Source organism: Microcoleus sp. CAWBG27, from assembly GCF_020883145.1.
In the GTDB taxonomy this organism is placed as follows: Bacteria; Cyanobacteriota; Cyanobacteriia; order Cyanobacteriales; family Microcoleaceae; genus Microcoleus.
In genome coordinates this window covers 97,647-110,367 of sequence record NZ_JAHREU010000013.1, presented here as the reverse complement: position 1 = coordinate 110,367, position 12,721 = coordinate 97,647, and the positions used below count along the sequence as shown (strand labels likewise).

General features: G+C 47.8%; 22 protein-coding genes. 3 read left to right on the top strand and 19 right to left on the bottom strand.

The genetic code is table 11. The features are described from left to right. Nucleotides 1–65 precede the first annotated feature (65 nt). From rplO to rplC, 19 genes are all read right to left on the bottom strand, one after another. The gene (gene rplO / locus QZ938_RS10385; RefSeq protein WP_293133857.1) at nucleotides 66–512 is read right to left on the bottom strand and encodes a 50S ribosomal protein L15; all 447 of its coding nucleotides are present in this window, start codon (nucleotides 510–512) and stop codon (nucleotides 66–68) included. A 136-nt stretch (nucleotides 513–648) separates the two neighbouring features. Further along, on the bottom strand, nucleotides 649–1,194 hold the full coding sequence (gene rpsE, locus QZ938_RS10380; RefSeq protein ID WP_293133860.1) for a 30S ribosomal protein S5: 546 nt from the start codon (nucleotides 1,192–1,194) through the stop codon (nucleotides 649–651). 144 nt (nucleotides 1,195–1,338) lie between these two features. Continuing rightward, a complete protein-coding gene (rplR, locus tag QZ938_RS10375) occupies nucleotides 1,339–1,701 on the bottom strand; it encodes a 50S ribosomal protein L18 (RefSeq protein WP_293133863.1) in 363 nt (120 codons plus the stop codon). Between the two features lie 2 nt (nucleotides 1,702–1,703). Next, nucleotides 1,704–2,252, bottom strand: a complete 549-nt coding sequence (rplF, locus tag QZ938_RS10370) for a 50S ribosomal protein L6 (protein WP_293133866.1) — start codon at nucleotides 2,250–2,252, stop codon at nucleotides 1,704–1,706. Nucleotides 2,253–2,501: 249 nt separating this feature from the next. Further along, on the bottom strand, nucleotides 2,502–2,906 hold the full coding sequence (gene rpsH, locus QZ938_RS10365) for a 30S ribosomal protein S8 (RefSeq protein ID WP_194010353.1): 405 nt from the start codon (nucleotides 2,904–2,906) through the stop codon (nucleotides 2,502–2,504). Between the two features lie 23 nt (nucleotides 2,907–2,929). Then, complete coding sequence (gene rplE, locus QZ938_RS10360; protein ID WP_293150725.1) at nucleotides 2,930–3,475, bottom strand: 50S ribosomal protein L5; 546 nt, start codon at nucleotides 3,473–3,475, stop codon at nucleotides 2,930–2,932. A gap of 140 nt (nucleotides 3,476–3,615) precedes the next feature. Next, complete coding sequence (gene rplX / locus QZ938_RS10355) at nucleotides 3,616–3,978, bottom strand: 50S ribosomal protein L24 (RefSeq protein WP_293150722.1); 363 nt, start codon at nucleotides 3,976–3,978, stop codon at nucleotides 3,616–3,618. A gap of 1 nt (nucleotide 3,979) precedes the next feature. Beyond that, nucleotides 3,980–4,348, bottom strand: a complete 369-nt coding sequence (gene rplN, locus QZ938_RS10350; RefSeq protein ID WP_193973611.1) for a 50S ribosomal protein L14 — start codon at nucleotides 4,346–4,348, stop codon at nucleotides 3,980–3,982. A gap of 132 nt (nucleotides 4,349–4,480) precedes the next feature. Continuing rightward, on the bottom strand, nucleotides 4,481–4,729 hold the full coding sequence (gene rpsQ, locus QZ938_RS10345; protein WP_293133887.1) for a 30S ribosomal protein S17: 249 nt from the start codon (nucleotides 4,727–4,729) through the stop codon (nucleotides 4,481–4,483). A gap of 71 nt (nucleotides 4,730–4,800) precedes the next feature. Beyond that, the gene (gene rpmC, locus QZ938_RS10340; RefSeq protein WP_293133890.1) at nucleotides 4,801–5,043 is read right to left on the bottom strand and encodes a 50S ribosomal protein L29; all 243 of its coding nucleotides are present in this window, start codon (nucleotides 5,041–5,043) and stop codon (nucleotides 4,801–4,803) included. A 147-nt stretch (nucleotides 5,044–5,190) separates the two neighbouring features. Then, nucleotides 5,191–5,610, bottom strand: coding sequence for a 50S ribosomal protein L16 (gene rplP, locus QZ938_RS10335; RefSeq protein WP_293351267.1), 420 nt, complete (start codon nucleotides 5,608–5,610; stop codon nucleotides 5,191–5,193). Nucleotides 5,611–5,775: 165 nt separating this feature from the next. After that, nucleotides 5,776–6,504 (bottom strand): 30S ribosomal protein S3, encoded by a 729-nt coding sequence (rpsC, locus tag QZ938_RS10330; protein ID WP_293133893.1) that lies wholly within the window; start codon nucleotides 6,502–6,504, stop codon nucleotides 5,776–5,778. 211 nt (nucleotides 6,505–6,715) lie between these two features. Beyond that, nucleotides 6,716–7,075, bottom strand: coding sequence for a 50S ribosomal protein L22 (rplV, locus tag QZ938_RS10325; protein WP_193973606.1), 360 nt, complete (start codon nucleotides 7,073–7,075; stop codon nucleotides 6,716–6,718). 97 nt (nucleotides 7,076–7,172) lie between these two features. Then, on the bottom strand, nucleotides 7,173–7,454 hold the full coding sequence (gene rpsS / locus QZ938_RS10320) for a 30S ribosomal protein S19 (RefSeq protein ID WP_041623488.1): 282 nt from the start codon (nucleotides 7,452–7,454) through the stop codon (nucleotides 7,173–7,175). Then, nucleotides 7,439–7,621 (bottom strand): hypothetical protein, encoded by a 183-nt coding sequence (locus QZ938_RS10315; RefSeq protein WP_293365482.1) that lies wholly within the window; start codon nucleotides 7,619–7,621, stop codon nucleotides 7,439–7,441. Before QZ938_RS10315 ends, rpsS begins: the two co-directional genes overlap by 16 nt. Next, entirely contained in the window at nucleotides 7,596–8,459 is an 864-nt protein-coding gene (gene rplB / locus QZ938_RS10310) for a 50S ribosomal protein L2 (RefSeq protein WP_293133907.1), read from the bottom strand. Before rplB ends, QZ938_RS10315 begins: the two co-directional genes overlap by 26 nt. Before the next feature lie 155 nt (nucleotides 8,460–8,614). Further along, nucleotides 8,615–8,923 (bottom strand): 50S ribosomal protein L23, encoded by a 309-nt coding sequence (locus tag QZ938_RS10305; protein ID WP_293133910.1) that lies wholly within the window; start codon nucleotides 8,921–8,923, stop codon nucleotides 8,615–8,617. Continuing rightward, entirely contained in the window at nucleotides 8,916–9,548 is a 633-nt protein-coding gene (gene rplD, locus QZ938_RS10300; protein ID WP_293133912.1) for a 50S ribosomal protein L4, read from the bottom strand. The genes QZ938_RS10305 and rplD overlap by 8 nt, the downstream gene beginning before the upstream one ends. Before the next feature lie 137 nt (nucleotides 9,549–9,685). Further along, a complete protein-coding gene (rplC, locus tag QZ938_RS10295) occupies nucleotides 9,686–10,321 on the bottom strand; it encodes a 50S ribosomal protein L3 (RefSeq protein ID WP_293133914.1) in 636 nt (211 codons plus the stop codon). A gap of 432 nt (nucleotides 10,322–10,753) precedes the next feature. Between rplC and QZ938_RS10290 the strand changes: the two genes are divergently transcribed. The 3 genes from QZ938_RS10290 (at nucleotide 10,754) to QZ938_RS10280 (ending at nucleotide 12,616) form a co-directional block, all read left to right on the top strand. After that, nucleotides 10,754–11,230, top strand: a complete 477-nt coding sequence (locus QZ938_RS10290; RefSeq protein ID WP_293133916.1) for an NAD(P)H-quinone oxidoreductase subunit N — start codon at nucleotides 10,754–10,756, stop codon at nucleotides 11,228–11,230. 122 nt (nucleotides 11,231–11,352) lie between these two features. After that, nucleotides 11,353–11,958: a VWA domain-containing protein gene (locus QZ938_RS10285; protein WP_293133918.1), complete on the top strand. Its 606-nt coding sequence runs from the start codon at nucleotides 11,353–11,355 to the stop codon at nucleotides 11,956–11,958. Between the two features lie 76 nt (nucleotides 11,959–12,034). Continuing rightward, entirely contained in the window at nucleotides 12,035–12,616 is a 582-nt protein-coding gene (locus QZ938_RS10280; RefSeq protein WP_293351232.1) for a hypothetical protein, read from the top strand. Nucleotides 12,617–12,721: the final 105 nt, after the last annotated feature.

Here is a 12,721-nt window from a genome sequence, read left to right as displayed (position 1 = left end):
TAAATCATTTTCTGATAGCAAGCTTGAGGATTTGAGATTTGGACAAACTCTCAAACCTCAAATCTTCACGCAACTACTTCGCAACTTCCGCCGGCGGCTTCAATTTTGGTGCGAGCACCTGCGGTAAAGGCCGCCGCGCGCACTTGCAGAGCCACATTCAGTTCGCCATCTCCTAAGATTTTCAGCGGCCCGTCGTCAGTAGTGACAATTTTTGCTTCGATCAAAGAGGTGAGAGTAACTTCTGTGTTGGCTGGCAGTGATGCTAATTTACTTACATTAATGGTAGTGTACTCTTTCCGGTTCACTAAAGGAAAGCTCTTCAGCTTGGGCAGGCGGCGGTAAAGAGGATTTTGACCACCTTCAAAACCGGGTCTAGTGCCGCTACCGGCTCTAGCTTTTTGACCGCGCATCCCTTTACCGGAACTCGCGCCTTGACCGGCAGAAATACCTCTACCCAAGCGACGCGGGCGTTTTGTGGAACCCGCTTTTGGTCGGGCGTCTTGCAATCTCATAGTTTTGATAGTTGGTAATTGGTAATTGGTAATTGGTAATTGGTAGTTTTGAGTTTTGAGTTTTGAGGAATGAAAGATTTTTATTCAAAACTCAATACTTAATACTCAAAACTGACAATGTCCAGTTCCCTAGTCCTTAACCGTAGAGGTTTTCTACTGGAATTCCGCGCTCTTGAGCAACTTCGGATAAGGTGCGAAGAGTGGAAAGGGCGTTGACTGCGGCTCTAGCGTTGTTTAAAGGATTTCCTGAACCTAGCTGTTTGGCTAAGATGTTGCGGACTCCTGCTAGTTCGAGAACAGTTCGCACTGCTCCCCCTGCAATTACCCCGGTTCCGGGTGCTGCTGGACGCATCATGACTTTGGCTCCGCCGCCTGCACCGTTGATGGGGTGAGGGATGGAGTTAGCTTTGGTGAGAGGGACTTCAATTAGGTGCTTTTTGCCGTCAGCGACGCCTTTTTTAACGGCACCGATTACGTCGCTAGCTTTGCCGACTCCCACTCCAACTTGACCGCGTTCGTTGCCGATAATGACTATGGCGCGGAAGCTGAGTTTTTTACCGCCTTTAACTACTTTGGTAACGCGACGAATCTGAACAACCCGTTCTTGCCATTCGGATTCTTTTTCGCGCCCTTTGTTGTTATTGCTTTTTTTCTTGTTGCGCTGTTCTTTTTGTTCTGCCATGTTTTGTCCTTGGGGAATTGAGGATTAGTAACTGGTAGTTGGCATAGAGAAATTAACAATTAGGAATTAAGAATTTTGTTATAGATTCTCTTTTCCTTCTTCCTTCTTCCTTCTTCCTTCTTCCTTCTTCCTTCTTGCTTCTTCCTAAAAGTCTAACCCGGCTTCGCGAGCTGCATCTGCGAGGGCTTTAACGCGACCGTGATAGAGGTTGCCTCCGCGATCGAATACGACTTGAGCTATGCCAGCGCTGGAACACCGTTTGGCAATCAACTGACCGACTTGGACGCTCGCGGAGCAGTTGCCACCAGAAGTGAGATTTGACTTCAATTCTGGATCGAGGGTTGACGCAGCAGCCAAAGTGTGCTGTGCAGTGTCGTCGATTACTTGAGCGTAGATGTGATTGGACGATCGAAATACCGCTAATCTTGGACGTTCGGCAGTACCGAATACCTTGCGCCGCACGCGGCGGTGTCTGCGGTGGACTGATTCCTTGCGAGTAAGCTTCATTGTTACTTCTTACCTGTTTTGCCTGTTTTACCAGCTTTGCGCCGGACGACTTCGCCGCTGTAGCGAATGCCTTTGCCCTTGTAAACTTCGGGCGGACGCACCGCGCGGATGCGGGCTGCTGTGTTGCCTACGAGTTCTTTGTCAATGCCGGAGACAATGACGTTGGTGTTGCCTTCAACTGCCATGGTGATGCCTTCTGGAGGAGGCATTTCAACGGGCTTGCTGTAACCGACGTTTAAAATCAGGTTCCGTCCTTGAACCTGTGCCCGATAACCTGTGCCGATAATTTCCAGACGACGCTGAAAGCCTTGGGATACACCTTCGACCATGTTGGCGACAAGGGTGCGACAGAGGCCGTGCAATTGTCTGGCGACGCGAGATTCGTCCCGGCGGGTAACGAGTAAAGTCTCGCCTTCCATTCCTAGGAGGATTTCGGCGGGGATTACTCGGGAAAGTTCACCTTTAGGGCCTTTGACGGCTACTTTTTGACCGTCTAGGGTGATGGTGACTTTTGTGGGGATGCTAATCGGACGCTTGCCAATTCGCGACATAGTTTTTGTCCTTTGTTTTTAGTTTTTAGTGTTTGATTATTAGTATCTAGTTATTAGTCTTTAGCGATCGACTTTTGAGTTTTTTTCCATGGTATGCGTGATTAATGACTCGTAATAAACAAGTACAATTCGCCGACACTCATGAGTGGATAATCCCCAAATCTTAGACTTTTGTTTAAGCTTGCAGATTGAATGCTGCAAGTTAATCTAAAATCTAAAATCGACTGACTAATGACTAATGACTAATGACTACCAAACATAACAAAGCACTTCACCGCCTAAACCTTGGCGTCGAGCTTCTCGATCGGTCATAATGCCGCTGGAGGTGGAGATAATGGCAATGCCAATTCCGCCTAATACTCTGGGCAGTTCTTTGCGGTTCGAGTAAACGCGCAGTCCTGGTTTGCTGACTCGCTTAAGTGCCGTGATAATGGGCTTGCGAGTTTTACCTTTGTACTTTAGAGAAAGCACTATAGTTCGCTTTACGCCTTCTGGTTCTGCTTCTTCAAATTCGCTGATAAAGCCTTCGTTTTTGAGAACTTGGGCGATGCTACGGGTCATTTTTGTAGCTGGAATTTGTGTTGTTTGGTGGCGCGCCATGCAAGAATTGCGAATGCGCGTCAACATATCTGCTATGGTATCGTTAGCTGCCATGTGAAAGATCCTTACTCTACTGCTTAGTTGTCCCGGAAGGGCATTCCCATTTCTTTGAGCAAGGCGCGTCCTTCTTCGTCGGTGTTTGCTGTGGTGATAATTGAAATGTCCATGCCTCGAATTTGATCGATGCGGTCATATTCTATTTCTGGAAAGATTAGCTGTTCTCTCAGACCCAAGCTGTAGTTGCCGCGCCCGTCAAAGCTTTTGGGACTGATGCCGCGGAAGTCGCGGATGCGGGGGAGTGCGAGGTTGATGAGCCGATCGAGAAAATCGTACATCCGATCGCCGCGCAACGTCACCATCACGCCGACTGGTACTCCTTTGCGGATTTTGAAGCCTGCGATCGCTTTTTTAGCCCGCGTCACCACTGGTTTTTGTCCGGTGATGATGGCAATTTCATTCAGCGACGAATCCAGTGCCTTAGCATTTTGAGAAGCTTCTCCCAAACCGCGGTTAACGGTAACTTTGATAAGTTTGGGAACCTGATGGATATTAGTATATTTAAACTGATCCATCAGTGTGGGAACGATTTTACCTTGATAAAGAACTTTGAGTTTGTCCGGCATAGTTTTTGTGTTTCGTTAACTGTCCCTGGGCTTGGTCAGGGAATTGTTCTTTGTCAGTTGTCAGTTGTTAGTTGTTATTTGTTAGGTGTTATTTGTTGCCAATAACCAATAACCAATAACCAATAACCAATAACCAATAACTAATTATCGAGGATTTCTCCGGTTTTTTTGAGTTGTCGCAGTTTGCGGCCGTCTTCACTAAATGTATAGCAGACGCGGCTGGCGACTTTCTCTTTTTCGGAATAGTGCATCACATTTGAGCTGTGAATGGGAGCCTCAAAGGTGACGATTTTTCCCGATTCCCCTTCTTGTTGGGGTTTGACGTGCTTGGTTCGGATATTTACGCCTTTAACAATTACTTTGCTGACTTTAGGATATGTCTTTAAGATTTCTCCGACTTTTCCTTTCTCTTTGCCAGTAATTATTTGCACGGTGTCGCCTGCTTTGACGTGCATTCTGTAGCGCTGCGGTTCGCTAGTTGGTTTACCCTTTTTTCCGTACATTTTAAAGTACCTCTGGGGCTAAGGAAACGATTTTAGTAAAGTTTTTGTCGCGGAGTTCGCGGGCTACTGGGCCGAAAACGCGAGTGCCTTTGGGGTTGCCTTCGGGATTGATGATCACGGCGGCGTTGTCGTCAAAACGAATGCTCATGCCGCTGTCGCGACGCAATGCTTTGCGGGTTCTGACAATAACTGCTCTGACGACATCGGATTTTTTGACCGCCATATTGGGGATGGCGTCTTTGACGACGGCAATGATGACATCGCCGACTCCGCCGTAGCGACGGTTGCCACCTCCCAATACGCGGATGCACATGAGCTTGCGGGCTCCGCTATTGTCGGCGACATTGAGGTATGTCTGGGGTTGAATCATGGTGATTGGGGAAAAGGTAATTTGATGCTTGCTAACTGCTAAGTGCTAATTGCTGCTAATTGATGGTTAATCACAGGGTCGATCGATCGAGAAAGCCGATTATCGCACTTTCGAGCAATTAGAAATTAACTGTTAACCCTTTGTTGCACCGAAAATCTCAGCAACCGTCCAGCGTTTGGTTTTGCTCAGAGGGCGAGTTTCAGTGATGCGGACGCGATCGCCCGATTTGCACTTATTTTCTTCGTCGTGAGCTTTGTATCGCTTGGTGCGGACTACGATTTTGCCGTATTTGGTGTGGGAGGAGCGGTTTTCGATCGCTACCACGACGGTTTTATCCATTTTGTCGCTGACTACTACGCCAACTCGTTCTTTAACTGCCATACCTACCTATTGTTGTTGTGCAATTGAGTTTTTTTGAACTGCTGTGCGAACCTCGGCTCGGCTGCTGCTCGCTACTCGCTGACTGCGGTGGGAGCAGACTTGAGAGCTGCCTCAGCAGCGATTTGGCGTTCGCGTTCAACTGTCATTAATTGAGCCAGCCGGTGTTTGGCGTGCTTGAACAGGTGAGGCTTTTCCATGCGGCCGGTAGCTTGCTGAAGTCGCAAGTCCATTAGTTGGCGCTTGACGGCTAAAATTTGCTCTGCTACTGCTGCATCGCTTAATTCTCTAGCTTCTTTAATCTTGGTCAAAGACATAATTGTGTGCTTTATCGTTAGCGGTCTAGTAGCGGTCTAGTGAAGACAGAATTCTTTCTGATGCTGAAGACCGAAGGGAAAAAAATTTGTACGTGCCAGATTTTAAATTTCTGACGAATGCAGACTCAATTCTACCTTCGATCGCCACTATGACGGGCTTTCTTCGCGGGTGATGAACTTGGTTTTAATCGGTAATTTGAAAGATGCCAAACGCATTGCTTCGCGGGCAATTTCTTCGCTGACACCACCAATTTCAAACATGATCCGACCGGGTTTGACGACCGCTACCCAAAACTCCGGTGCGCCTTTACCAGAACCCATCCGGGTTTCTGCTGCGCGCTGGGTGACTGGTTTGTCGGGGAAAATGCGAATCCAGATTTTGCCGCCCCGGCGGATATAGCGGGTCATGGCACGCCGTCCGGCTTCTATTTGGCGGGAAGTGATCCAGGCTGGTTCGACGGCTTGGAGGGCAAAGTCGCCAAAGCTAACTGAGCTGCCGCGGGTGGAAATACCGCTCATTCGCCCGCGCTGTTGTTTGCGGAATTTGGTTCTTTTAGGGCTTAACATGACTGAGGGAATTGGGAATTGGGAATTGGGAATTGGTAATCGGTAATTGGTAATTGGTAATTGGTAATCGGTAATTGGTAATCGGTAACTGGTTACTGCTGCCAAATATCAACTGCTAAATATCAACTTCCAACTGTCAACTGTCAACTGTCAACTGTCAACTGACTAGCCTTCGTTCGATCGATCTTCAAAGTTCTGACGGCGGCGCTTTTGTTTGGTGCGGGGCACGGCTGCATTTGGTGCGGCTTCTTGTTCCTGTCCAGGAATAATTTCGCCTTTGAAAACCCAAACTTTAATCCCGAGAATACCGTAGATGGTTTGAGCGGTGCAGTAGGAATAGTCGATGTCGGCCCGCAGGGTGTGCAAGGGGACTCTGCCTTCGCGCGTCCATTCGGTACGGGCGATTTCTGCGCCGTTGAGGCGTCCGCTGACTTGAATTTTGATGCCTTGAATGCCGACTTTTTGAGCGCGGGTGATTGCTTGGCGAACTACTCGGCGGAAGGATACGCGCCGTTCTAGTTGCTGGGCGATATATTCTGCGATCAGTGTGGCATCGGCGTCTACGCGCTGAACTTCAACGACGTTGATGCGAATTTGGCGGTTGTTGCCGAGTTGCTGCTGCAAACCGACGCGCAAAGTTTCGATACCTGCTCCGCCGCGGCCTACGACAACGCCCGGTCTGGCGGTGAAGACTTCTAGGTCGATTTGATCGGCTTTGCGCTCAATTCTGACCGAGGAAATACCAGCATTACTGAGGGTTTTGCGGACGTACTTGCGAATTTTAAAGTCTTCTTGCAAGAGTTCTGGATAGTTTTTCGGGTCAGCAAACCAGCGAGAGCGGTGCTCTTGGGTAATGCCGAGACGAAAACCAATTGGATGTATTTTTTGGCCCATAATATTTGATGAGTTAATTGGTAATTGGTAATTGGTAATTGGTAATTGATAGTTACCTGTTTTTTGAACTTTAAGCTGTCTGTACCTTTTACCAAATATCAAGGATGTAAAGCCCCTGCTCGAAGTCGGTGGATTGTTTGAGCGGCTGGGTTTAAATCCCGCTCTCAAAAACCTCGCTGTCAACTGTCAACTGTCAACTGTCAATTGTTTTTTAGTCTTCTAAGAGCGGAGCAACTATTACCGTAATGTGGCAAGTTGGCTTGCGAATTTGGTAGGCGCGACCTTGAGCGCGGGGTCTAAAACGTTTGAGGACTGGGCCTTGGTCTGCGTAAGCTTGAGAGACTACGAGTTTGGTTTTGTCCAATCCTGCGTTGTGTTCGGCGTTGGCTACTGCCGATCGCAAAACTTTAACGATTGGTTCGCAGGCGCGGTAGGGCATGAATTCGAGTAAAATCAGCGCTTCTTGGTAGCTTTTGCCGCGAATTTGGTCGAGGACTCGGCGCACTTTGAAGGGCGATGTCCGGATATAACGGGCGATCGCCTTAATTTCGGATGTGGTATCTATAACCATTTCGATTTGGGTAAGTAGGTAATTGGCAATTGGGGAAAAGGTAATTGGTAATTGAATGAAAAAATTTCGATTACCTATTACCTGTCACCTAATTTGGCTATCTTTTCGCCTTTTTATCACCACTTTTCGCGTGACCTCTAAAGGTGCGAGTGGGGGAGAATTCTCCGAGTTTGTGACCTACCATTTGGTCTGTCAGGTAGACGGGAACGTGCTGTCTGCCGTTGTGAACTGCGATCGTGTGACCTACCATTTGAGGCAGGATTGTGGAAGAGCGCGACCAAGTTTTAATTACTTGTTTTTGGCCTGCGGCGTTGAGTTTTTCAATCTTTGTCATCAGGTGGTCTGCGACAAATGGGCCTTTTTTTAACGATCGAGACATAATTTTGGGAATTGGGAATTGGGAATTGGGAATTGGGAATTGGGAATTGGGAATTGGGAATTGGGAATTAGAAAAGGTAAAACATTTTTTTCCATTCTTCCTTCCTTCTTCCTTCTTCCTTCTTCCTTCTTCTTTCTTCCATTAACTTTGTCTGCCGCCCTTGCCACGCTTGGAAGATTTGCGGCGGCGCCGGACGATTAAAGCGTCGCTGCGCTTGTTTTTGCGTCGAGTTTTGGCACCCAATGCTGGTTTTCCCCAAGGAGTCATAGGCCCCGGACGCCCGATGGGCGCTCTGCCTTCGCCACCACCGTGCGGGTGATCTACCGGGTTCATGACGCTACCGCGAACGGTTGGTCTGCGACCTTTCCAGCGGGTACGGCCTGCTTTACCGAGGCTGATGTTTCTGGCGTCTGTGTTGCCAACTTGACCGATCGTAGCGTAGCAGTCGGCGCGGACTTTCCGTTGTTCGCCGGATGGCAGTTTGAGGGTGACGTAGCTACCTTCTTTTGCCATTAGCTGAGCGCTGGAGCCTGCGGAACGGACGATTTGTCCGCCTTTTCCTGGTACTAGCTCGACGTTGTGGACGCTGGTACCGAGGGGAATGTTCTTCAGGGGTAGGGCGTTGCCAATTTCGATCGGCGCGTCTGGGCCTGAGACAATTACTGTACCGACGTTTAAGTTGAGCGGGTGCAGGATGTACCGTTTTTCGCCGTCTTTGTAGAACAAAAGGGCGATCCGGGCGTTGCGGTTGGGGTCATATTCGATCGCCTTGACGGTAGCAGGAATGCTGTGTTTGTCGCGGCGGAAGTCGATCGTTCTATAAAGCCGTTTGTGACCGCCTCCCCGGTGGCGGCAGGTAATGACGCCTCGGTTGTTGCGGCCTTGTTTGGTGTGCTTGTTGCCGGTTAGAGACTTTTCAGGCTCTGATTTGGTAATCTCAGCGAAGTCCGAGACGGTATGTTCCCGGGTGCTGGAGGTATAAGGTCGGTAAGAACGGATGCCCATAATCGCTTTTAGATTTTAGATTTTAGACTTGGGATTTTGGACTTGACAGTTTTGGATTTTAGATTTGGGATTAAGTTAACTTGCGAGTTTCCTGGATGGGAAGTTTGCATCAGTTAACTGGAATCTAAAATCTAAAATCTAAAATCCAAAATTGGCTAAACTTCTGGGAATAGGAGTTTGCGGATGGAGTCTCCGTCTAGCAGAGTTACTGTTGCTCGCTTGTAGCAAGGTTTAAAGCCGACGAATTTACCTACTCGGCGCTTTTTGCGCGGCGGGTTTTGGGTGTTGACGCCAATGACTTTGACCTTAAATAGTTCTTCGATTGCAGCTTTGATTTGAGGCTTGGTCGCTTTTGGTGCTACGTCAAATGTGAATTGATTTAATTCCATCATTCGGGTAGCTTTCTCGGTGAGAATCGGACGCTGGATCAAATCTGCGTAGTCGCGGGGGTCGATTTTACTCACCGTAAATCTCCTGAATTTTTGCTATGGCTGTAGAGGTGACGATTATTTTGTCAGCCGCGAGAACGTCGTAAACATTCAGAGAAGTTGCCAAGATGACGTTGACTAATTCGATGTTGCGTCCTGACAGGTAAACGTTGAGTTGCGGTTCTGGCAAGATTAACAGAACTTTTTTATGGGCGTCGATACCCCAACGGGCGATCGCACTTAGCAATTCTTTGCTTTTCGGTCTCGGAAATTGCTCTGCAAATTCTTCCACCACAATGATGTCTTCGGTACGGCTGAAGAATGCTGTCCGCAAAGCGAGACGGCGTTCTTTTTTGTTCATCTTGACTTCAAAGTCTCTGGGTTTCGGCCCGAAGATGACACCGCCGCCCCGCCACAGCGGAGAACGGATCGAACCTGCTCTGGCTCGACCTGTGCCTTTTTGACGCCAGGGTTTGCGACCGCCGCCTCTAACTTCCGATCGAGTTTTGGTGCAAGCATTCCCTTGACGGGCGTTGACCATTTGCCGTCTCAAGGCTCTGTGAACGATGTGAGACGCATTTTCTTCTTTGGCTACGCGAAGCTCTAAAGTTGTTTCTCCAACTTCTTCGCCTTGCCAATTTCGCACTACACAGTTAACCATATCTTTTGTCCTTTGTCTGTTGTTAGTTGTCTGTTATTATTTGTTGATTGTCAGTTGTTGGTTGTTATTTGTCGATTGTCAGTTGTTAGTTGTTGCTAATAACAAATAACCAATAACAAATAACCAATAACCAATAACTACCACCCAACTTTTTTCTCAGGAACAACATTGACTAAGGCGCCAGCTTTTCCGGGAACTGCTCCCTTGATCAGCAACAAATTCTGCTCTGCATCCACCCGGACAATTGTCAGTTTGCGGACGGTAACTTGAACGTTGCCCATGCGTCCTGCCATTCTTTTGCCGGGATAGACGCGTCCGGGAGTGGTTCCAGGTCCGATCGATCCAGGTTCGCGGTGATTCTTAGAACCGTGAGACATGGGGCCGCGTTTGAAGTTGTGGCGCTTTTGAAAGCCTGCAAAACCTTTACCGATGCTGGTACCGATGACATCTACGATTTGCCCCGGTGTAAAAGCGTCTGCTTTTACTTGTTGGCCTAATTCAAAGGAACTGGTATCTTCCAAGCGGTATTCGTGCAAGTGGCGCAATGGATTCGCCCCCGACTTGGCAAGGTGTCCCAATTCTGGCTTGTTGAGAGCCTTTGGTTTTACTTCTTCGTATCCAATCTGAATGGCAGTGTAGCCATCAGTTTGTTTAGTTTTGATTTGAGTTACTGTACAAGGCCCTGCTTGTATGACGGTGACGGGGATTGCTCTCCCTTCGGCGTCAAACACTTGAGTCATGCCTAGTTTAGTGCCAAGAATGCCTACAGACACGGATTTTTTTCCTTTTATTTACGCAAGAGGTTTCGGATTGCGAAGTTTACGTCAATCCGCTTGCTCTTGTGCAGAAACATCTATTTCAGTGTTCCTGCAATTAACTGTTATCAACCAACAGCCTTCCTCGGTGTTTAAAATTTGAGTTTTAAATTTGGGAGCGAGCTTGTGGAAGTCTTGCAAGGGTTGAGATTCTAGGTTTTTTACCTGTTCGATCTCCGACTTTGATTTCGGTCTTGCTTATTTGGGCTAGGACTTGGATAGCAAGCTACTCAGTATCCTTTGACAGCGCCAGTTCACAATAGTACATGAAGTGTTTGCTATTTGTCAAGGCCTATTTGATAACTTTGTCGCCTCAGCTTTAGCATTTATAATACTTTAAGCTCGCAACGGGCGATCGACCAAATTTAAAACAGCAGGCTAGACAAATTTATGGGACTGATTACAACTGGTGCGGATATGATTCGGGATTTGGAAAAGTCGGGGTCGCTAGCCCTGTACGTTCCTTTAGAGGGAGGATTTGAGGGCCGTTACCTGCGACGGCTGCGGGCTGCCGGCTACGGTGCGTACACAATTACGGCGCGGGGTTTGGGCGATTTGGCGATGTATTTGACCGGAGTTCACGGGGTGCGGCCGCCACATTTGGGCAAGAAAACTACTGGCAATGAAGGGGCTGTGGGTTACACCTACTACGTACCTCCGATGTTGCAAACTCAATTAGATAATTTGCCGCCGAAATCAAAAGGACTGGTGCTTTGGATTATTGAAGGGCAAGTTTTGTCGAGTCAGGAAGTTGAGTATTTGACTGTTTTGCCGACGTTAGAACCGCGAGTTAAAATAGCAGTAGAGATGGGGGGCGATCGAGCTTTTAGCTGGAAGCCGCTTAAAAACGCTTTAGTTGCTGCTTAAATTCGGGTATTTGCGATCGCAAATCAACTAAAAAACGCAGCGAGCAACATCAAGCTCAACCGCTTCGGCTCGCTGGTTTTGCTCTTTTTGGGAAAAACTTCTTAATTAACAGGAAAAATAGTATGCTTCAGAACCGCGATTACACAATCATCATTGACAAAAGCGGCAGTATGTACACCAAAGACCAGATGGGGGGAAAAAGTCGGTGGGCGCTGATGCAAGAATCGACTGTCGCACTGGCGAATAAATGCGAAGAACTTGACCCAGACGGCATCACAGTTTACGTTTTTTCTGGTCGCTTCAAACGCTACGAGAATGTAACATCAGCTAAAGTAGTGCAAATCTTCCAAGAAAACGAACCTTCCGGGACTACAAATTTGGCTGCGGTGCTGCTAGATTCTCTCAACAATTATTTTCAGCGCAAAGCATCCGGTAAGACCAAGCCAAATGGCGAAACCATATTAGTGGTGACGGACGGCGAACCGGACGATCGCAAAGAAGTGATGAAAACGATTATAGAGGCATCGCGGAAGCTCGATCGAGATGAAGAGCTGGCGATTTCCTTCATTCAAGTAGGGAATGCCCCGGAAGCGACTAAGTTTCTCAAGATATTGGATGACGAACTGCAAAGCGCTGGGGCTAAATTCGATATCGTTGATACAGTGACGATGGATGATATCGAAGGAATGACCCTGACGGAAGTATTGCTGAATGCAATAACTGATTGAGGAGGCCGCTCGTTGTTTGCGAGATTATATTTGTGCCTGGTTCCTGGGCAGGATTTTTTAAAGGGGGTTTTAAGTCATGGAATCGATCGATCGCTTGTTAGCTGAACTTAGGGCAGAATATCAAGCATCTCAAAAAAATCGCGACGTGCCAAGTCAGCCGCCAGTGGAAGCACAACCGCTTTCCCAACCAGCAGCAGCACCGTCAAATCAAACATTTAAAACAGCAGATATCAAATATTCTGGTACTTCTGACAAGGATTTAGCTGAAATTAAGGCTGAATACGCAGCACAAAATAAAGCTGGGGAAGTAGCTGCACAGGAAGCGCTTCAGCCTCTGCACGAATCAGAAAATAAATCTCAGGAAGTGACTGCACTAGCACCGAAAGTGACTGCACAGGAACCGCTTCAGCCTCTGCACGAAGCAGAAAATAAACCTCAGGAAGTGACTGCACTAACACCGAAACCCCCTGAAAAAATTGTGCAGTCAGAGTTAGACGTACAAACGCACAGGCAAAAAGTCAGGCAAGCTCAAGTTTGGCTGAAAAATTTAGATAAAAATTCCGATGAGAGATATTGGTTCGATCAGTTTGCTTTTAAGTATAGTTCGAGGATAGATGCGGCGATCGACTATTTACAAGCTGTGAACGAGTTTGATTGAGTCTTTATGGGCTATATATTACCCACAATCAGGGACAAGACAGTCGTTTCCCTACAATTAATCGGGGTAGGGACACGGCACTCCCGTGTCCTCCGTTTCTATCAT